Source organism: Microbacterium schleiferi (assembly GCF_038150145.1).
Lineage (GTDB): Bacteria > Actinomycetota > Actinomycetes > Actinomycetales > Microbacteriaceae > Microbacterium > Microbacterium schleiferi_B.
In genome coordinates, this window is the sequence record NZ_JBBWSA010000004.1 from 256,044 (window position 1) to 274,878 (window position 18,835).

Annotated in this window: 18 protein-coding genes, 1 pseudogene and 1 riboswitch; of the genes and pseudogenes, 6 read left to right on the forward strand and 13 right to left on the reverse strand. The window is 67.6% G+C overall.

The features are described 5' to 3' along the window. Positions 1-12 precede the first annotated feature (12 nt). The gene (locus tag AADH62_RS06310) at positions 13-1,086 is read right to left on the reverse strand and encodes an aldo/keto reductase family protein (protein ID WP_341578732.1); all 1,074 of its coding nucleotides are present in this window, start codon (positions 1,084-1,086) and stop codon (positions 13-15) included. 67 nt (positions 1,087-1,153) lie between these two features. Here AADH62_RS06310 and AADH62_RS06315 point away from each other — a divergent pair, with 67 nt between their 5' ends. Then, entirely contained in the window at positions 1,154-2,602 is a 1,449-nt protein-coding gene (locus AADH62_RS06315; protein ID WP_341578733.1) for a carboxylesterase/lipase family protein, read from the forward strand. 17 nt (positions 2,603-2,619) lie between these two features. Here AADH62_RS06315 and rlmN read toward each other — a convergent pair whose 3' ends face one another. Continuing rightward, positions 2,620-3,852: a 23S rRNA (adenine(2503)-C(2))-methyltransferase RlmN gene (gene rlmN, locus AADH62_RS06320; RefSeq protein ID WP_228178356.1), complete on the reverse strand. Its 1,233-nt coding sequence runs from the start codon at positions 3,850-3,852 to the stop codon at positions 2,620-2,622. Between the two features lie 99 nt (positions 3,853-3,951). Between rlmN and AADH62_RS06325 the strand changes: the two genes are divergently transcribed. Then, entirely contained in the window at positions 3,952-4,428 is a 477-nt protein-coding gene (locus AADH62_RS06325; RefSeq protein WP_341578734.1) for a GNAT family N-acetyltransferase, read from the forward strand. 34 nt (positions 4,429-4,462) lie between these two features. Here AADH62_RS06325 and AADH62_RS06330 read toward each other — a convergent pair whose 3' ends face one another. Further along, on the reverse strand, positions 4,463-5,302 hold the full coding sequence (locus AADH62_RS06330) for an NAD(P)-dependent oxidoreductase (RefSeq protein WP_341578736.1): 840 nt from the start codon (positions 5,300-5,302) through the stop codon (positions 4,463-4,465). Further along, a complete protein-coding gene (locus tag AADH62_RS06335; protein ID WP_341578737.1) occupies positions 5,299-6,114 on the reverse strand; it encodes an enoyl-CoA hydratase/isomerase family protein in 816 nt (271 codons plus the stop codon). Before AADH62_RS06335 ends, AADH62_RS06330 begins: the two co-directional genes overlap by 4 nt. A 182-nt stretch (positions 6,115-6,296) precedes the next feature. Here AADH62_RS06335 and AADH62_RS06340 point away from each other — a divergent pair, with 182 nt between their 5' ends. Beyond that, entirely contained in the window at positions 6,297-7,733 is a 1,437-nt protein-coding gene (locus tag AADH62_RS06340) for an LssY C-terminal domain-containing protein (RefSeq protein ID WP_341578738.1), read from the forward strand. 33 nt (positions 7,734-7,766) lie between these two features. Here the strand turns inward: AADH62_RS06340 and AADH62_RS06345 are convergent, their stop codons facing one another. From AADH62_RS06345 to AADH62_RS06360, 4 genes are all read right to left on the reverse strand, one after another. Continuing rightward, positions 7,767-8,531: an SDR family NAD(P)-dependent oxidoreductase gene (locus tag AADH62_RS06345; RefSeq protein ID WP_341578739.1), complete on the reverse strand. Its 765-nt coding sequence runs from the start codon at positions 8,529-8,531 to the stop codon at positions 7,767-7,769. A 52-nt stretch (positions 8,532-8,583) separates the two neighbouring features. Next, a complete protein-coding gene (locus tag AADH62_RS06350; RefSeq protein WP_341578740.1) occupies positions 8,584-9,369 on the reverse strand; it encodes an energy-coupling factor transporter transmembrane component T in 786 nt (261 codons plus the stop codon). Further along, on the reverse strand, positions 9,366-10,883 hold the full coding sequence (locus tag AADH62_RS06355; protein ID WP_425355651.1) for an ABC transporter ATP-binding protein: 1,518 nt from the start codon (positions 10,881-10,883) through the stop codon (positions 9,366-9,368). Before AADH62_RS06355 ends, AADH62_RS06350 begins: the two co-directional genes overlap by 4 nt. Then, positions 10,843-11,463 carry an ECF transporter S component gene (locus AADH62_RS06360; RefSeq protein ID WP_341578742.1) on the reverse strand — a complete coding sequence of 207 codons (621 nt, stop codon included), beginning with the start codon at positions 11,461-11,463 and terminating at the stop codon, positions 10,843-10,845. The genes AADH62_RS06355 and AADH62_RS06360 overlap by 41 nt, the downstream gene beginning before the upstream one ends. After that, a riboswitch (TPP riboswitch) is annotated at positions 11,455-11,565 on the reverse strand. It overlaps the preceding gene by 9 nt. 38 nt (positions 11,566-11,603) lie before the next feature. On the opposite strand from AADH62_RS06360, the gene AADH62_RS06365 reads away from it, so the two are divergent. Then, a complete protein-coding gene (locus tag AADH62_RS06365) occupies positions 11,604-13,034 on the forward strand; it encodes a D-alanyl-D-alanine carboxypeptidase (protein ID WP_341578743.1) in 1,431 nt (476 codons plus the stop codon). Positions 13,035-13,059: 25 nt separating this feature from the next. Here AADH62_RS06365 and AADH62_RS06370 read toward each other — a convergent pair whose 3' ends face one another. Next, positions 13,060-14,109, reverse strand: coding sequence for an enoyl-CoA hydratase/isomerase family protein (locus tag AADH62_RS06370; RefSeq protein WP_341578744.1), 1,050 nt, complete (start codon positions 14,107-14,109; stop codon positions 13,060-13,062). Positions 14,110-14,234: 125 nt separating this feature from the next. On the opposite strand from AADH62_RS06370, the gene AADH62_RS06375 reads away from it, so the two are divergent. Continuing rightward, the gene (locus tag AADH62_RS06375; protein WP_341578745.1) at positions 14,235-15,341 is read left to right on the forward strand and encodes an ABC transporter ATP-binding protein; all 1,107 of its coding nucleotides are present in this window, start codon (positions 14,235-14,237) and stop codon (positions 15,339-15,341) included. Next, positions 15,338-16,156, forward strand: a complete 819-nt coding sequence (locus AADH62_RS06380) for an ABC transporter permease (protein WP_341578746.1) — start codon at positions 15,338-15,340, stop codon at positions 16,154-16,156. Before AADH62_RS06375 ends, AADH62_RS06380 begins: the two co-directional genes overlap by 4 nt. On the opposite strand, the gene AADH62_RS06385 is transcribed toward AADH62_RS06380, so the two are convergent. From AADH62_RS06385 to AADH62_RS06400, 4 genes and pseudogenes are all read right to left on the reverse strand, one after another. After that, the gene (locus AADH62_RS06385; RefSeq protein WP_341578747.1) at positions 16,149-16,538 is read right to left on the reverse strand and encodes a hypothetical protein; all 390 of its coding nucleotides are present in this window, start codon (positions 16,536-16,538) and stop codon (positions 16,149-16,151) included. The genes AADH62_RS06380 and AADH62_RS06385 overlap by 8 nt on opposite strands. 306 nt (positions 16,539-16,844) lie before the next feature. Further along, positions 16,845-17,195, reverse strand: a pseudogene (locus tag AADH62_RS06390) (transposase); the annotation flags it as partial. 140 nt (positions 17,196-17,335) lie between these two features. Further along, a complete protein-coding gene (locus tag AADH62_RS06395; protein WP_300590741.1) occupies positions 17,336-17,530 on the reverse strand; it encodes a hypothetical protein in 195 nt (64 codons plus the stop codon). Positions 17,531-18,221: 691 nt separating this feature from the next. After that, entirely contained in the window at positions 18,222-18,455 is a 234-nt protein-coding gene (locus AADH62_RS06400; RefSeq protein WP_300590740.1) for a hypothetical protein, read from the reverse strand. Positions 18,456-18,835 lie beyond the last annotated feature (380 nt).

Here is an 18,835-nt window from a genome sequence, read left to right on the forward strand (position 1 = left end):
GCCGTGGCGCCCTTATGGGCGGGACGGTGCCAGACGTCGCGCCCTCACGGGCGGGACGGTGCCAGACGTCGCGCCCTTATGGCGGGACGGTGGCGAGGACTCTTCGGTGAGCGCCGGATCGGTCTCGGCCACCGAGCCGAGAGCGTCATCGATCGCCACCATCGTGTCGGCATCCAGCGTCACGCCTGACGCCTTCACGGTGTCGTCGAGCTGCTCGGGACGCGAGGCGCCGACGAGAGCCGCCGACACGTTGGGGTTCTGAAGCACCCACGCGATCGCGAGCTGCGGCAGGGTCAGACCCGCCTGCTCGGCTACCGGATGCAGCTTCTGCACTGCGCTGAGCACGTCATCCGTCATGAACCGCTTGATGAAGCCCGCGCCGCTCTTCTCGTCGGTGGCCCGCGAACCGGCGGGAGCCGGCTGACCGGGCAGGTACTTGCCGCTGAGCACGCCCTGCGCCATCGGCGACCAGACGATCTGCGAGATTCCGAGCTCCTCGGAGGTCGGAACGACCTTCCCCTCGATGACGCGCCACAGCGCCGAGTACTGGGGCTGGTTCGAAACGAGCTGGATGCCGAGACCCTTGGCCAGCGCGTGCCCGGCGCGCAGCTGCTCGGCCGTCCACTCGCTCACGCCGATGTAGAGCGCCTTGCCCTGCCGGACGATGTCGGCAAAGGCCTGCATCGTCTCTTCCAGCGGGGTTTCGTAGTCGTACCGGTGCGCCTGGTAGAGGTCGACGTAGTCGGTTCCGAGCCGCTCGAGCGAGCCGTGGATGCCGTCCATGATGTGCTTGCGCGACAGACCCGAGTCATTGGCGCCGCCCGGCCCGACGGGCCAGTAGACCTTCGTGAAGATCTCGAGCGACTCCCGACGCTGGCCCTTCAGCGCCTCGCCGAGAACCTGCTCGGCGACCGTGTTCGCGTACACGTCGGCGGTGTCGAAGCTCGTGATGCCGAGGTCCAGTGCTCGGTGAACTGTCGCGATGGCTGCGTCGTTTTCGACCTGCGAGCCGTGGGTGATCCAGTTGCCGTAGGTGATCTCTGTGACTTTGAAGCCGCTGTTGCCGAGATAGCGATAGTTGACCATTGCTCCACGCTATCGCCGCGCCGCGACAGCGGGGCCGGCCCGTGATGGAACGGCCTACCCTGAGGGCGTGGGCACCGAAGCAATCGAAACGACCATCAGCACCGGAACACTCCGCGGGAGCGTGACGGACGGCATCCGTCGCTTCCTCGGCATCCCGTACGCCGACCCTCCCTTCGGTCCGCGGCGGTTCCGGCTGCCCGCAGCGCCGGACGCCTGGACCGGGGTGCGCGATGCGACGCAGTTCGGTCCCTCGGCACCGCAAACGCCCTACCGCGGCAGGATCGGAGAACTCCTGCCGAGCCTGACCAGCGACGGCACCAACGAAGACATCCTGACCGTCAACGTCTGGGCCCCGACGGACGCGACCGACCCGGCATCCGGGCCGCTGCCTGTCGTGCTCTGGATCCACGGCGGCGCGTTCGAGCGCGGCGGGAGTTCGATCGCCGGGTACGACGGGTCGAGCTTCGCCCGCGACGGAGTCGTGTTCGTCTCGGCGAACTACCGCCTCGGGTCCGAGGGTTTCTCGGTGCTCGAGGATGCCCCGCGCAATCTCGGCCTCGAAGACATCGCTGCGGCCCTTCGCTGGACGCACGCTGAGATCGCGGCGTTCGGTGGAGACCCCTCGCGCATCACGCTCATGGGAGAGTCTGCCGGCGGGGCGCTGGTCGCCGCGCTCCTCTCCCGACCCGACACCGCGCCCCTCATCGCCGGCGCAATCATCGAGTCGGGGCCCCTGGATGCCGTCGACCCGAAGCGGGCGGGCCGGGTCACCCGCGCGCTCGCCAAGCGGCTCGGGATCCCGGCGACGCGCGAGGCATTTGCGGCGCTGTCGCCGGCCGAGCTGCTGGCGGCGCGAACGACACAGGCTGCCGGCAGCTCGCCGCTGCGGGGCGCACCCGGGTTCCTGCTGGCCCGCGACCCCGAGAGCCTCCCCGAATCCCCTCGCCAGGCACTCCCCACGGCCTCAGCCCCTATCCTCATCGGCACCAACACCGACGAGTACCGGCTCTGGTTCACGCCCGACGCGCTCGCGAAGATCTCGCCGTGGCAGGCCAGCCTCGGCCATCTTGCCCTGAGAATCCCGCGTGCCGCGGTGCGCGCCTACCGGGCCGCGTTCCCGGATGCCGGCACCGGCGACCGGCTCGGGCAAGCGCTCACTGACTCGATGCTGCGAGCGCCGATGACCCAGGTGGCGGATCGCCGAACGGCGCCGACCTTCGTCTACGAGTTCGCCTGGCAGAGCCCGGTCGACGGCCTCGGCGCCGGGCACGCTCTCGAACTCGGCTTCGTCTTCGACGGCGTGGGCAATCCCGACAGCATCCGGATGGCCGGGGATGCTCCGCCGCAGCGCCTCGCGGATGAGATGCACGGCGCGTGGGTGCGGATGATCCGCGACGGCGACCCGGGATGGGAGCCGTTTGCCCCCGGCCGCCGCGTGCGCGTCTTCGATGTCGACTCGCGGACGCTGCCGCTCCCGCGCGCTGCGGCCGTGGACGCCTTCAGACCGGCATCCTGACGGGACTTACGAGACGGTCACGAGGCTGACGCCGCGGCCTCGTCGTCCTCGGTAGCGACCAGTTGCCCGCACGCGCCGTCGATCTCTTTGCCGCGCGTGTCCCGCAGTGTCGTCGGGATGCCCGCGGCGTTCAGGCGCCGCACGAACTCGTTCTGCACGTGCGGTTCGGATGCCGTCCAGATGGAACCTGGCGTCGGATTGAGCGGAATCGGGTTCACGTGCACCCAACCGCGCCCGCGCGCGTTGAGCTTCTGCGCCAGCAGGTCGGCCCGCCACGGATGGTCGTTCATGTCTTTGATGAGGGCGTACTCGATCGATACGCGCCGCCCGGTCCGCTCGAAGTATCCGCGGGCGGCATCCAGCGCCTCGTCGACCTTCCACCGCGAGTTCACGGGGATGAGTTCGTCGCGCAGTTCGTCGTCGGGAGCGTGCAGAGAAAGGGCGAAGGTGACCGGGATGTCTTCGGCGGCAAGTTTGGTGATCGCGGGCACAAGTCCCACTGTCGACACCGTGATGCCACGAGCGCTCATGCCCATGCCGTGCTTCTTGTCGGTCATCACCCGAACCGCCTGCATGACACGGGCGTAGTTGGCAAGCGGCTCCCCCATCCCCATGAAGACGATGTTCGACACCCGCTCCAGCGACTGATCGGTGCTGCGCTTGCCGCCGAGTTCACCTCGGGCGATCGCTTGATTGGCGCGCACCACCTGGTCGACGATTTCGGCAGCCGACATGTTCCGGGTGAGCCCCGCCTGGCCGGTCGCGCAGAACGGGCAGTTCATTCCGCATCCGGCCTGGCTTGATACGCACAGGGTGATCCGACCCGGGTACCGCATGAGAACCGACTCGACGAGCGCACCGTCGTGCAGTTTCCAGAGGAACTTGATCGTGTCGCCCTTGTCGGTGTCGAGCCGGCGCACCTCAGTCAGCAGCGGCGGCAGCAGCCCCGCGACAAGTTCCTCACGACCGGATGCCGGCAGATCGGTCATCTCTGCCGGATCGCTCGTCCAGCGGGTCAGGTAATGGCGCTCAAGCTGACCGGCGCGAAAGCCCGGAAGACCGAGTTCCTTGGCCTTCTCGACGCGCTGTTCGGGAGTCAGATCGGCCAGGTGCACGGGAGGCTTGCCGCGTTTGGGGCTCGCGAACTGCAAGAGTGGCCGGCCCTCGGCATCCTTCTTCTGTTGCCATCCTTCGGTGGCTGGGCGCACCTGAGGCGCGCCGGAGGACGTGGGAGGGAGCGCGCGAGCCATGACTCCAGGGTAAGCGAGCGGATGCCGCGCGACCCTGCTCGACCGGCGAAGCCCTGTCAAGCCCTGCCCGCGAGGGGACCTGCCCAGTACCGTGAGGTCGTGGCCCACGACGATCTCGACATCCGCCCGATCACCCCCGACGACGCCGGCGAGGTGCTCACGCTCCAGCGCGCCGCCTTCGTACAAGAGGCGCTCATCTACGGCACCCCGCACATGCCTCCGTTGACCCAGACACTGGACGAGATCACTGCGGAACTGGGCGAGAACCTCGGCTGCGTCGCCCTGCGCGGACCCCGGATCGTCGGAGCCGTCCGCGCGCAGCAGAGCGGCGGGCTGCTGCTCATCGGGCGGCTCGCCATCGCCCCCGATCAGCAGGGTGAGGGAACCGGCACCGCACTGCTGGCAGCCGTCGAGCAGAGGGGGAGGGAAGCCGGCGCGACGGCGGCAGAGCTGTTCACCGGGTCGCTGTCGGAGGCGAATCTGCGCCTGTACGAGCGCGAAGGGTATGTCGAAAGCGAGCGCGTGCCGGGCGATGATGGCATCGAGCAGGTGTTCCTGCGCAAGAAACTCGACTGATCATCCGCGGCTGATCCGTCGCCGAAACCCCGTGTCAGTCGAGGAAGATGTCGGGGAACAGCCGGTCATCCGGGGTGCCCGGCACGGCAGCATAGCGTGAGAAATCAGTGACACCCGCGGCCTCCAGCACGTCCTCGACGATCAGCGTCTGGCCGGTGTACTCCCGCGAAGGCTTCGTGATCACCTCGTACGCGGCATCCGCGTAGATCTCGGGGGTGCGACTGACCTTCATCATCTGGTCGCCGCCGAGGGCGAACTGCACGGCTGCTGTCGCGATCGTGGTGCGCGGCCAGAGCGTGTTCGCCGCGATGCCGTCTTTCGCGAACTCGGCACCGATCCCGAGGGTCGCCATCGTCATCCCGTACTTCGCCAGCGTGTATCCCGTGTGCCCGCCAAGCCACCGCGGCGAGAGGTTCAGGGGCGGCGACAGCGACAGGATGTGGGGGTTCTCGGCCTCGCGCATAATCGGGACCGCTGCCCGCGACAGCATGAACGTGCCCCGTACGTTGACACCCTGCATGAGGTCGTACTTCTTGGCGGAAAGGTCGAGAGAGCCCGACAGATCGATGACGCTCGCGTTGTTGACCACGACGTCGATGCCGCCGAACTCACCCTGGGTCTTGAGCACCGCCGCCGCGACGTCGTCATCGTTGCGGACGTCGCCGACGATCGGGAGGGCGCGACCACCTGCGGCCTCGATCGCATCTGCCGCGGTGTGGACAGTGCCCTCAAGCTTCGGATGCGGCGTATCAGTTTTCGCGAGGATCGCAATGTTCGCGCCGTCGGCGGCGCACCGCAGTGCGATGGCCAGCCCGATCCCGCGACTACCGCCGGAGAGCAGAACTGTCTTTCCAGCAAGCTTCTTCTCGGTCACGCGTGGTCCTTCCTGGTGGCGGCGTCGTTCTTCGGCGTGCGCGAGGCGGCAGCGAATGCGGCGATTCGCGTGCGGGCCTCGTGAGTGACGAACTGGTCCCCGATCGTCTGCGCTTCGTCCTCGAGATTCTGCGCGAAGGCGCGGCCCGCACCGGAGCGCACAAGACGCTTCGCCTCGCCGAAGGCCGCGGCAGCGCCTGACTGCCAGAATTCGGCAACCTCGTGAGCGCGCGAGGCCACCCGGTCAGCGGGAACCACCTCGTTCACAAGGCCCCAGTCGAGGGCTTCGTCGGCGGTGAGGGAGCGATCTTGCAGCAGCAGCGTGAGTGCGCGGCGCTGCCCGATCGCCGCGGGGAGCAGGGTGGAGACGCCGAGGTCGGGGGTGAGCCCGATGTTGGCGTACTTGCTCACGAATCGCGCAGCGTCGGAGGCGACGATGTAGTCGGCGCAGAGCATGAGCCCGAGACCGCCGCCGGCCACCGCTCCCTGAACTGCCGCGACGATCGGGGTCGACGAGCACACCAGGGTGAGGATCCCCTGGTGGATGATCCGCGCCATGGCGGTGACTGCCTCACCCGCGCTCCCGTCACCGGGGTCGGCCTCGGACATCGCGACAACGTCGCCGCCCGCGCAGAATGCGGGGCCTGCGGCATCCAGCAGAATCGCTGTCACGGTGGGATCCCCGGTGAGCTCGACAGCCACATCTCGCCACCGACGGCCCATCTCGAAGTCGACGGCATTCAGGCGTGCGGGGCGGTTCAGCGTGACGTGGGCGAGGCCATCGGCGACCTCGACCCGGATGGAATCGCTCATCTCAGCCTCCTTCAGCGGTGAGGGTGCGGCCACACGGCGTTCCCCTTTGAAACCTCCCGCCACTCTACTCTCGCCACCATCGCGCGCGAGCCCGCGTTTCACGATCTGTGACACTGCGTCCCACTCATATCTGCCGGCGACGAAGCAGCGATCCGCAGGGCCAGCGGCGGTAGGGTGGCGGCGTGAGCGGAGAACGGCGGCGCAGCTACTCCATCGGAGTCGCGCTCGACTGGTTCTTCTTCGTGTTCGCCGGCATCTCGGCGCTGTGGCTCGCGTACCTGAGCTTGACCGAGTCGTTCCGTGTCGGGTGGTGGGGGATCCTCGTCGCGATCGCCTTCTGGGCGCTGCTTGCTTACCTGGTCCTGCCGCGCATCCACCGCATTCTCACCACGATCTACGTACCCGGCTATTTCATCGGACGCACCCGCACCAGCGACGGCTTGCTCGGCGATCCCGTCAACCTTGCCTTCATGGGCGAGGCGGCTGCGCTGCACGAGGCGATGGAGCGGGCGGGCTGGACTCTCGCCGATCCCGTGACGCTGCGCTCATCGGTTCGGATCGTGACCTCGACGCTCACTCGGCGCAGCTACCACCGGGCGCCCGTGAGCCCGTTGTTCCTCTTCGGCCGGATGCAGGACTTCGCCTACCAGCAAGAGGTCGACGGCAATCCCGCGCAGCGTCACCATGTGCGGTTCTGGCGGTGCCCTGACGACTGGCCGCTCCCCGGCGGTCGCCGCGTCGAGTGGCTGGCGGCTGGCACCTTCGACAGTTCCGTCGGCTTGTCGCTGTTCACGCTCCAGGTCACCCACCGCATTGACGCCGACACGGATGTCGAACGCGACCACATCGTCAGTTCGCTCCTCGCCGCGGACCCGACGATCCGTGTCGAGATCATCGAAGACTTCTCGACGAGCTATCACGCTCGTAACGGCGGCGGCGACTCGATCCGCACCGACGGCGACCTGCCGATCCTGGATCTGCGCCCCCTGGCGGTAGCCGAGGCCGCCGCCATCGAAACAGGCCCCGACACCACGGATGCGTCCCTCCCGGCTTCTGATAGCAGCGTGGGTGTCTTGAAATCTGCGGCGGCGACGGAAGCCCCGCAGGGGCTGCCCCGCAAGCGGGCAGCTTTCGAACCGCCGACCACACTGTTCGCCCCGCTCACCCGGGATCCCCGGATGCGCCGACCCGCCACGATCACCACAGGAACTCTGTTGGTGCTGCTGCGCGTGCTCGCCGGCATCGCTCTGATCATCGGGCTGTGGTTGGAGTGGCCCGACGTGATGGACAGCGCCGACCTCGCTTTCGCCGGCGATGTGCTCACCGCCGAAGAGGAACAGTTCGCCCTCTGGATCGTGATCGCCCTCATGTGTGTGAGCCTTGCGGTTCAGGTGAGCGTTGTGCTCTCGCTGTGGTGGGGCCGCAACTGGGCACGCCTGATCGTCATGGTCTTCGCGGTCATCTCGATATCGACGGCATTCACGACCTGGTTCCTGCGGGAGCAGGACGTGACGCTTCGAACGTCTCTGCTCGCGGTCGGTCTCGATGTGCTGATTCTGCTCGCGCTCTCCAGTCGCAGCGCTGCCGCCTACTCTCGACGTCGCGAACGGCGCCGCTGAGGCCGCTACAGAGACCCGACGCAGAGGGAGCCGCTAGCGGGGCGCCATCCGGATCGCTCCGTCGAGGCGGATCGTCTCGCCGTTGAGGTAGCCGTTCTCGACGATGCTCATGACCAGCGCCGCGTACTCGGTCGGCCGGCCGAGCCGTGCGGGATACGGCACCTGCTGACCGAGCGAGTCCTGCGCCGCCTGAGGCAGACCTGCGAGCATCGGTGTCTCCATGATTCCGGGAGCGATCGTTGCGACACGGATGGCGTGACGGGCAAGTTCTCGTGCGATCGGCAGCGTCATGGCGTGCACGCCACCCTTACTGGCGGCATACCCCGGTTGCCCGATCTGCCCATCGAACGCGGCGACGCTGGCGGTGTTGATGATCACGCCGCGGTCGCCGGACTCGGCATCCGGTTCCGTCCTCGCGATCGCTGCCGCAGCCTGGGCGACGACGGTGTACGTGCCGACGAGATTGATGCGCACGATCCGCTCGAACGCGGCGATCGACGACGGCTCCCCGTCACGGTCGAGAACCTTGGCCGGGGGCGCGATCCCGGCGCAGTTGACGACGACCCGCAGCGGACCGGATGCCGACGCCACTGCCACCGCGTCGCGCACGGCTTCAGCATCCGTGACATCGGCCGGAGCGAACGTGCCACCGAGCCTGTCAGCGACTTCGGCGCCAGGCGACCCGGGTAGATCGACAATCGTCACCAGCGCACCGCCAGCGGCGAGCCGCTCCGCCGTTGCCAATCCCAGACCGCTCGCTCCGCCGGTGACGAGAGCTGCAGCACCAGTGACCTTCATCCGACTCTCCTTCGATGTCGCGCACCAGGCTACAACCGAGGCGACGTCCGGCTCAGGACGGGCCGAGGATGAAGTTCCAGGAGCCGGTCAGGACGGCGGCGGTCACGGCGACAGCGGCGATTGCGGCACCGAGCAGTACGAGCAACCACTCGGCCAGCCCGAAGCGAGACTCTCGCGCCCACGTCCGCGGGCCGGGCGCCCCGAAGCCGCGGGCTTCCATCGCCACAGCGAGCTTCGTGCCACGGCGGATGGAGAGCACGAGCAGGGCAAAGGCCATCCCGAGGAAGCGACGGATGCGGCCACGGTCGGCGACGCCGCGTGATCGGCGCGCGAGTTCCAGAGCACGCCAGTCATCGACGAACAAGCCGACCATCCGTAGCCCAGCGAGCCCACCGAGGACGAATCGGGCCGGAAGACGGAGCACCTGCGCCAGCCCATCGGCCAGGTCGGTCGGATCAACGGTGGCAAAGAGAACAACCGACGGCAGCGCTATCGCGAGTACTCGAAGCATCGTCGCGAGCGCCAGGGTGAGCGACCCCTCGCTGATCCGCACCACGAACCACTCTGCATAGATGTGGCCGCTCGCTTGGCCGTACAGGGCGATTGTCACGCCGGTCAACGGCGCGAGCAGCCAGACGATCCAGGTGCGCCGCCAGAACTGCCGCCAGCCGAGGCCAGCGAAGGCGAACAGGGCGAGTTCGATCACGAGCGCCACCCCCGCCGATACCGCATCCAGGGTCAGCACGAGCGGAATCGTCAGCACGACGATCGCGAGGAGCTTGGCCACCGGGTTCAGTCGCGCCACCCGCGAAGGTGCGGCGATGTGGATGTCGATCACGACGCCCCACCCAGCACGAAGCGGTCGGCATCCAGGGCATCGGCGACCTCGAGATCGTGCGTGATCGTCACGACCGCCGAGCCCTCGTCGCGCACCCGCGCAAGGAGCGCGACGAGCTCGGCCCAGGTGCGAGCATCCTGGCCGAACGTGGGTTCGTCGAGAACGAGCACACGCGGCCGCGTCGCGAGGGCTGCTGCCACCGTGAGCCTGCGCTTTTCGCCCCCCGAGAGTGTGTACGGATTCGCCTCGGCGAGGCGGTCCAGCCGCAGCCGGTGCAGCAGCTCATCGACCCGCGCCGTGACCTCGGACTCCGCGATCCCCAGGGCGCGGGGTCCGACCTCGAGCTCGCCGCGAACAGTCCGTGCGAGCAATTGGTGCTCGGGGTCCTGGAACACCATGCCGAGACGCGTCAGCAGCGCGCGCGAAGGCCACTGGTGAGGGTGACCGCGCTGACCGTCCGCAAGAGCCGGGGAGGGTATGACCGTCCCCGACGCGGGCGGGATCAGCCCCGCAAGGGTCAGACCGAGCGTGGACTTGCCTGCGCCGTTGGGCCCGGTGATGGCCGTCGCGACCCCTGCCGTCACCTCCAGGTGAGGGATCTCGGCGACCGGATGCCCCGGCACGCGCGCAACCACGAGGTCATCCGTCGACACGAGAACGGATCCCCGAGAGCGGGTGACCCGGGGCGGCCATGCCGGTCGATGCCCCGGGACCCACACACCGGACCGGGCGAGTTCGTCGCCTCGTTCACGCAACACCGCTTCGGGCGATCCATCGGCGACGACGCCGCCCGCCTCGAGGACCACGACGCGATCGACGAGCGACTCCCAGGCCGCCACGCGGTGCTCGACGACAAGGAGGGTTGCCCCCGTCTGCTCGACGACGCGAGCCACGGCATTCCGCACCTGCACGACGCCGTCGGGGTCGAGATTGGCGGTGGGTTCGTCCAGGATGATGAGCCCTGGCCGCATTGCAACGACAGCGGCGAGCGCCAGCCGCTGCTTCTGCCCTCCGGACAGGGCGCTCGTGGAGTGATCGAGCGGCACGTCGAGTCCCACCAGCTCGAGTGCCTCGCGCACGCGCCGCCAGATCTCGTCGCGGGGGACGCCGAGGTTCTCGCATCCGAACGCGACCTCGTCGCCCACGCGCGCAAGAACGACCTGAGAGTCGGGGTCCTGAAGCACGAGGCCGGCCCTGCCGCGCGCCGCGCTTGGCGAAACACCGTCGAGGCGAATGGAGCCTTCACTCTCGCCCTCGTCCGCGCCGAGCACGCCGGCGATCGCCCGGACGAGCGTCGACTTGCCAGACCCCGACGCCCCGAGCAGCAGTACACGCTCGCCCGGCTCGATCCGCAGGTCGAGCCCACGCAGGGCCCACCCCCGCCGGCTCCCGTGCCGCCACCCCCACCCGTCGATGCCGACGGCGACGGAATGGCGCGGAGCGGAAGGGATCTGGGGAGACTGTGCCGTCACGTCAGACGCGCTGCCGGACCTCGCGACCGGCCGGGAAGGCATCGAGTGCTCCGGTGGCGGCGAGCGCTCGCACCAGCAGCCACGAGAGAAGGCCAGCAATCACCGCCCCAGAGATCACGGTGCTGATGAGGTACACGATCGTGAAGGTCACGTCTGCCCCCGCGTACCAGAGGATCAGATTGTTGATTCCACCGGCCAGGGCTGCGCCAGCGCCGGCGAGGATGGCCACCGGCAGTGTCCAGACGCGGTAGGCGAAGATCAGGAAGATGATCTCGGCGCCGAGACCCTGCACAAAGCCGGCCTCGAGCGTCAGGAACCCGCCCCACTGGTTGCCGACCAGTGCCGAGACGACGGCAGCGAGCAGCTCGGTGTAGATGGCGGCACCCGGCTTGCGGATGACGAGAGCACCCAGAACTCCGGCGAAGAGCCAGGGCCCGTCCAGCAGACCCTGGATGCCCGGCAGCAGCGGCTCAAGGAGCGTGCTCGGCCCGACGTAGCCGACATTCCAGGCCAGGAAGATCAGACCGGATGCGACACCGATCACGCTGGCGACGACGATATCGACGATCCGCCACCGGAACCGGTTCGCGACGGTGGTGGGGGTGGACGACGAAACAGACATTGTTCTCCTTCCTGCGCTGGCATGACCCAGATCAGGTTCGACGGTCGAAGCGTGGATTCGCTTCCTCTCAGCCCGGCACACCGGACTCCCGTGGTTCGTGGTGCCGAGTATACGCGTCAGGTACGGATAATCTGGGCGGGATGACTGACACGGAGGCGCCGACCGCCCCCGACCCGACCGACGCCGACCCGGCGTCGAGTGCGGCCGCGGGCGTCGCCGTTGAGCGCGCCGACACCGCCGCCCTGCAATGGGCCAGCCCCACGGGAGCCCCCGTGTCGCGGCGGGCGCCGGAACGCTCGGACACCGGCGATCTCCTCGACGGGATGCCGCGTCGGTCACTGCTGCGCGGAACCGTCATGGGCCCGACCCTTGTCGTTCTCGCTGTCGTCGCGGCGTACGCCGCGGTCACTTTGCTCTGGCCGCTGACAGCGGTCATGCCGACTGCGCGGCCCGTCGATGTCTCCCCTCTCACGGCATCCGCCGCCGCGCCGGCGTGGCCGGCAGATGGATCGGCTGCGGTGGCCGTCGACGGGTTCGAGTCGACGGCTGCCGACGCAACGCTGGTCTCAACGACGGATGACGCACCGCTGGCGAGCATCACGAAACTCGTGACCGCACTCATGGTGCTGGACCGCCAGCCGCTCGCGCCCGGTGAGACCGGCCCGGAGTACGCCTTCAATTCGCGTGATCGGTCGACGTATTGGAACTATCGCGGGCGCGGCGAGTCGGCCCTGAACGTTCCCGTAGGCGGCTCCCTCAGCGAGTACCAGATGCTGCAGGGACTGCTGATCGGTTCCGCGAACAACTATGCGTCTCGACTGGCCGACCAGTTCTGGCCTACCGACGAGGTGTTCGAGAGCGCCGCCGCGGACTGGCTGCGTACCCACGGCATCAGCGGCATCACGGTCGTGGAGCCGACCGGCATCGACTCCGACAACGTGGGCACACCCGCGGGGGTCATCGCGCTCGGACGAAAGGCGCTCGAGAACCCCGTGATCGCCGAGATCGTGGCGACTCCGTCGGTCGATCTTCCCGGTGCCGGAGTGGTCACGAACACGAACGATCTGCTCGCAGATCCCGGCGTCGTCGGTATCAAGACCGGGTCCCTCTTTGTGAACGGCCGCGAGGTCGATGACCTGGCCACCGCGAAGAACATCACCGTCGGTGACCAGACGGTCCGCGCGTATGCCACCGTCCTCGCCCAACCCAGCGACGAACTGCGCGACAGCTCGGCCCGGGCGTTGCTGGCTCAGCTCGAAGCTGAGCTCACGACCCCCTACGTCATCCCGGCAGGCACGGTCGTCGGGACCGTGGAGACCGCGTGGGGATCGAACCCGGAGATCCGCACCACAGCGGATGCCGCCGTCATCCTGTGGAATGGCGCGACGTCGAGTTCGTCATCCGCCCTCGCGGTCGACGAGTGGGAAGCCGGATCTCCCGCGGGGACCTTCACCCTCACGGGCCCCGTGAACTCGACCACCGTCGAAGCTGCCGTGTCCGCTGAGATCGAGCAACCGTCCCCGTGGTGGCGCCTTACCCACCCGCTGCAGCTGTTCGGACTCATCGACTGACAGACGGGATGCCTCTGGGGCTGAGTCAGCTCCAGAGGGGCGTCGGCGGCTGGAACGAGAAAGCCTGATCGAGAAGGTCGGCGGGAAGCTCCTCACCGGGAGCAGGATCCCAGCGCGGTGAGCGGTCTTTGTCGACGAGTTGCGCGCGAATCCCTTCCACGAGATCCGGCTGCGTCGTCCCGAACCACAGCACAAGCCCGTACTCCTGGTCAAGAGCCGCCCGCAGGTCCGGAAGCTTCCGCGCGCGCCTCACAGCCTCGAGCGTGACCGCGAGCGCAGTCGGGGGAAGCGACTCCAGATGCGCGGCGGTCTCGCGCGCGGCATCCTCAGGCAGCCCCTGCAGCGCCGAGATGATCTCGGCGACAGTTGGCTGTGAGAACGCGCCGTCGATCCACTCCCGCTCCCGGGTCAGGGTTCCCGGAGCCGGTTCTGTCGCGACCGCCTGGATCGCACCGTCGACATCGGCTCCGGCAGCCAGGTCCGACAGCAGAGCCTCGAGCCGCTCGCTTGGCACGTGATGGTCGGCGAGACCCGCCTCGATGGCGTCGGCAGGTCCGACGGTGTTTCCGGTCAGCGCCAGGTACTCGCCGATCCGCCCGGGGGCGCGACCCAGCAGCCAGGACCCGCCGACATCCGGCGTGAAGCCGATCCGTGTCTCGGGCATCGCGAGCATTGATCGCTCGGTGACCAGACGGTGAGATACGTGGCCAGCAAGGCCAATGCCGCCGCCCATCGTGATCCCGTCGGCGAACGCGACGATCGGATGCCGATACTCCGCGATCCGGGCATTGAGGGCGTACTCGGCGCGGAAGAAGGCTTCGACCTGTTCGGGGTGATCGCCGATGAGTGTGTCGTACAGCCCACGAACATCGCCCCCGGCGCAGAACCCGCGATCGCCGGCGCCGCGCAGAACAACAGCCCGAATACTGTCGTCCTGCTCCCACCGATCGAGGGCCGCAGCGAGAGCCTCGACCATCTCGAGGTCGAGGGCGTTGAGCGCGCGGGGGCGTTGCAGGGTGAGGATGCCGATCTCGCCGCGCTGCTCGATCTCAACCGTCGGTGCCGTCGTCTCCACCGTTCCACGGTAGCGACAGGCCGCCACGAAGGGGGGTCTTCGACCCGCCTCGGGCGTGGTGCCGCATCCGGGACCGCTCCGTCAGCCAAACTGGTGCGCAATCCACACCCAGGGAGGGGCTCTTCATGCCCGACGGACAGGTTCTGGAGTTCGCGGGGCTCACCAAGCGCTTCGGGACGATCTCGGCGGTCGCCGATCTCACGTGCAGCATCCAGCCCGGACGCATCACGGCGTTTCTCGGACCCAACGGGGCCGGCAAGACCACGACGCTGCGGATGCTGCTGGGACTCATCCGTCCCACATCGGGCTCGGCGACCATCGGTGGTCGCCGCTACGACGAACTCGCCCATCCGCTGCACACTGTCGGCGCGGTCCTCGAGGCCACCGGCTTCCATCCCGGCCGCACGGGTGCAGCCCATCTGGCCGTGTACGCGCAGGCTGCCGGCATCCCGCGCTCGCGCGTCGATGAGGTGCTGGAGCTTGTCGGACTCACGCACGCTGCGGGACGCAAAGTCGGTGGGTATTCGCTCGGAATGCGTCAACGGCTCGGGGTGGCGTTCGCGCTGCTCGGCGACCCGGGCGTGCTCGTGCTCGACGAGCCCACCAACGGCCTCGATCCCGAAGGCATCCGCTGGATGCGGTCGTTCCTGCGCACCCTGTCTGGCGAGGGGCGGACCATCCTGGTGTCGTCTCACCTGCTCGCCGAGGTGCAGCAGACGGTGGATGCCGCGCTCATCATCTCGGGCGGCCGCCTCGTCTTCGAGGGGTCGCTTGCGGACCTCGCCTACCAGGAGGTTCCTGTCACCCTCGTCGACGCACCCGACCGCGGCGCCCTTATCGCAGCACTGGAGGATGCCGCGGCTCCGCTCGAGCACCTGCGCACCGGCATCCAGGTGCAGGGCCTTGACGCTGCTCATGTGGGAGCGATCGCTGCCTCTGCCGGCGTCGCCCTCTCGGCGCTGACCGACCGGGGGCCGGCTCTCGAGGAAATCTTCCTCGAGTACGTCAACGGGACTAGGCCCCCTCTCCTGCTGACGGATGATCCGCGACGTGTGACACCCGCGGACGCTGACGACGCTGACGAAGAGCCGGAGGCAGAAACCGTGACTGACTCGGACGCCGATATCGCCTCGGTAGCTGACGGGACGGACGAGCCCGAAGGCGCGACAGGACCGGCGGAGCCTGACATGGACCCTGAAGCGAGAGCCGACGAGGACGGGGCGAACCGATGACCGTCGCCACCGTTACCCGGTCGGAGTTCACGAAGTTCTTCTCGACATCCCTGTGGTGGGTGCTCGGCCTCGTGCTCGTTGTTTACATCGCGTTCACGGCAGCTGCGCTCGCCTTCGCGATCGGGGCCGTCGGCAGCGGGATGCTCCCTGGCGAGGGCGCACCGGTTCCGACCGAGGGAGTCGCACCGGTGTTGTATTCACTGGCGGCAAGTGTCGGATACGTCATCCCTCTCATCCTCGGAACCCTCATGGTCACCTCGGAGTTCCGGCACAAGACCCTCACGGCGACGTTCCTCACGACACCGCGCCGGGGAACCGTGCTGTGGGCGAAGATCGTCGCGGGCATCGTCGTGGGCGCGGGCTTCGGGATCGTCGGCGCGCTGTCATCCGTCGGGCCGGCCGCTGGCCTCCTCGCAGCGTTCGGGGTCGAAACCGACCTCGGTGTGGGCTCAACCTGGGCGCTGATCGCGCGGGTCGTACTCGCTCTCACGATCTGGGTGATCGTCGGGATCGGCGTCGGCGCGCTTGTGCGCAACCAAGTGGCTGCCGTCGTGGGGGTGCTCGTGTTCACCCAGTTCCTCGAGCCCATCGCCCGCGCGGCGGGAGCGTTCGTGTCAGGACTCGATACCGTCACCAACTACCTGCCGGGCGCAGCGAGCGATGCCCTGGTCGGGGCAAGCATCTTCCAGATGGCGGGCGCGGGCACCAGCACGAGCGGACTCGAATGGTGGGCGGGCGGCGCCGTCCTTCTCGCCTATGCCGCCGTGCTGCTCGTGCTCGGCTACGCGCTGAACTGGCGCCGCGACGTCAGCTGACGAGGTCGGCGACGTCTTCGGCAGGGCCGTCGACGTCGAGCCGCAGCGCTTGAACGAGCGCTAGCCCGTGGCGCGTCGTGAGAACGATGCGCTGATAGTCCGGGTGCCCCTCGAGGTCGATCACGACGCCGGGACGTCGACCTCGCACGACGACGAAGTCCTCGCTGCTCGCCGACTTCCACGTGCCCATCGCGATGACTCCGCGCACATGCGTTCCGGGACTCGGCACCCCGCGAAGCCAGGTCCAGACGTCGTCGGTGAGTTGGACTTTTGCGATCGTGCTGCGCGGGATGTCTACATTCTGCCGACGGAATGCAAGCAGACGTTCCGACCCCGACAACGTCACCTCCAGCTGGGAGGAGTCGAGCAGCAGCGTCACCATGAAGCTAGTCTGCCAGCGCCGTTCCCGCCCTTACGGGGAGTTTGCTTACAAGCCCGCAACGATCCCTCTGCACCCTCCCTCCAACGGCAGACGCTCTGGCGCGATCGACAGCACGTGCACTCTCCGCGTCAACTGCACCGTCGACAACGACTGCGGCGTCCCGCGCGCCGAACCGGGAGCTTGAGCTCCTCAGCGAGCCTCCACTGATTCCTGGTCCCTTGTCGGCATCCGATCATAGGTCGGCTCCACCGCTCGCTCCGTGCGATCGCTCTTTCCAGAGTCCGACCCTTCGGGTCTGCGCTTAGGCGCGTGGATCCCGAGCGTCTTCACGAGCTTGTCCATCCCCCGCGTGCTCACGCCTGCGAGGTAGCAGTCCGCGACGACGGTGATCATCGCCGTTTCGGCGCGCTTGCGGCGCGCGAGCAACCACTCCGGGATCTGGACGTCGATCGTACCGACCCGGGTGTCCAGGTCACGGTGCCGATAACCGTTGCGTTGCGCGACACGGTCGGCGCTGGGCTTGCCCCATTCGGCGCCGACGACGGCGTCCACGTCGGCGGACAGCAGCGCGTCGATCATGGTCTGCAGCAGCGAGCGCATCAGATCCGGCGATGCGTCGGTCAGGGCTTCAGCGAGCACGCTCGCACGGTCGACAATAAGACAATAAGAGGTGCGATCATCGTGATGACTCCGTTCGAGAGGGATGTGAGAGTTTCCTCGAAGGATCACACGGTGACCGCGTCTACGTCATAGCGACAAGCTCGGCCAGCCACCACGCGCTACACACTATGCGGGACTCAACTCACGAGGAGCGAGCGCATCCACACGTTCTTGCCTGTAACCCTCATCTCCTCTACCACGAGGGTCCCGGCCAGAGCCTCGTAGTGCTCCGGGCTGCCGTGGTGGCGCGAGTTGATCTCGACCCCGGTGCCGTTTTCCAGGTCTCCCGCCGCCCCGAATCCCTTGTCCCCCTTTCTACCTACAGACAGCACTACAGCGAGTCACTAGCGTGACTGCTGTCTCAGAAAGGAGATTGATACGGAACGAAGAATTGGTCGACGTCGAGTATCACTGATTGCCGCTGGTTTTGCTGCGGCGCTTCTCACTGTCGCCATCGCATCACCGGCAGGTGCAGAACAAGTCCCGCCCGGACCGGAAGCCCCGGCTGAAACAGCGCTGATGAGCCCTGGATCATCCACCTCGGAGGTAGTCTTCGCCGTCCCGGCGACCTCCACGTCCAGGTCTGAAGGGGGCGTGGCGGCGGCCGCTGCTTCAAGCTATACGTGCCTGTTGACGGTCGACAACCCGCATTGGTCGAACGGCTCGGCCAGTGTCATCGCTAAGTCACGCGTTCGGTGTAAGGGTCCATCCGGCACGATTCCAGTGCAGGTGCAGATGTACCTTGGAAAGACCGCCTACAACGACGTTGCCACCATGGGGATCGTAGCGCAGTCCTTGTACACGCAGTACGTGCAAGTCACCAGTACCGTCAATTGGGGACCGACGACAACCTGGTATGTCCCGGCACTGAACAGCGGTACGCATATTTCTCGGGCCGCCTACTTCAGAGCTTCAGCTTCGGCGAACACTGCGCCGCCCCTCCTGCCGCTAGCTGCGCCCCCGAGCGCAGCCTCGAGCTTCCTCTGGGTGCCCTAAACCGAGGCTGGGCGGGGTGCGTCTGCGCTACCCCGCCCAGCTGAAGACACGCAACAATCCCATCCCAGATGGCCAGCCGGTCTCCACGTAAGCCGTGAACTCTCGTCCATCGGCCCGCGCCCAGTCGATGACCTCGATTACCGACGATGCACCCTCAAGTTGCCACTCATCAGTGGCACCGAGCTCACTGAAGTAGACACGATAGACCGGATCTTCCATCTCGTACGCTGCGTCACGCGGGTCGACTCGGCTTATGTCCATGGAACCATCTTCCCGACTGGCTCCTCTTTAGGAAAGAGCGATGCCTCCCGATGAACAAATCGGAACTGTAGCCCGCCGACAGGACGCAAACGGCACACGACAGGTTCGACACTTACCCTCCTGGAGAACCCCAGGCCCCGCATGACTACGGGGTATTCGGAACGATCTCAACGCGCCGCGATTCCTGCACAACCGGATTGCCGACCACCACAACACGCTGTGCTGTCCGTCACCACCAACGCCCGACTACGCAAGAGGCTGCTCAGTAATGAGCAGGATTCACCCGACCTTTGCCGCGATCGCCGGGGCGCGAAGCAGCGTCCGGCGGCTACTGGGGGGCGATCCAAGACGACGCTCACGTATGCCTGGAAGGCTCTAGA

What these genes read in the sequence shown, in the direction of transcription:
- AADH62_RS06310 (WP_341578732.1), bottom strand. Translation starts at nt 1,086, where the DNA reads ATGGTCAACTATCGCTATCTCGGCAACAGCGGCTTCAAAGTCACAGAG.
- rlmN (WP_228178356.1), bottom strand. Translation starts at nt 3,852, where the DNA reads ATGGCTCGCGCGCTCCCTCCCACGTCCTCCGGCGCGCCTCAGGTGCGC.
- AADH62_RS06335 (WP_341578737.1), bottom strand. Translation starts at nt 6,114, where the DNA reads ATGAGCGATTCCATCCGGGTCGAGGTCGCCGATGGCCTCGCCCACGTC.
- AADH62_RS06345 (WP_341578739.1), bottom strand. Translation starts at nt 8,531, where the DNA reads ATGAAGGTCACTGGTGCTGCAGCTCTCGTCACCGGCGGAGCGAGCGGT.
- AADH62_RS06355 (WP_425355651.1), bottom strand. Translation starts at nt 10,883, where the DNA reads ATGCCTTCCCGGCCGGTCGCGAGGTCCGGCAGCGCGTCTGACGTGACG.
- AADH62_RS06360 (WP_341578742.1), bottom strand. Translation starts at nt 11,463, where the DNA reads ATGTCTGTTTCGTCGTCCACCCCCACCACCGTCGCGAACCGGTTCCGG.
- AADH62_RS06365 (WP_341578743.1), top strand. Translation starts at nt 11,604, where the DNA reads ATGACTGACACGGAGGCGCCGACCGCCCCCGACCCGACCGACGCCGAC.
- AADH62_RS06375 (WP_341578745.1), top strand. Translation starts at nt 14,235, where the DNA reads ATGCCCGACGGACAGGTTCTGGAGTTCGCGGGGCTCACCAAGCGCTTC.
- AADH62_RS06380 (WP_341578746.1), top strand. Translation starts at nt 15,338, where the DNA reads ATGACCGTCGCCACCGTTACCCGGTCGGAGTTCACGAAGTTCTTCTCG.
- AADH62_RS06385 (WP_341578747.1), bottom strand. Translation starts at nt 16,538, where the DNA reads ATGGTGACGCTGCTGCTCGACTCCTCCCAGCTGGAGGTGACGTTGTCG.
- AADH62_RS06400 (WP_300590740.1), bottom strand. Translation starts at nt 18,455, where the DNA reads ATGGACATAAGCCGAGTCGACCCGCGTGACGCAGCGTACGAGATGGAA.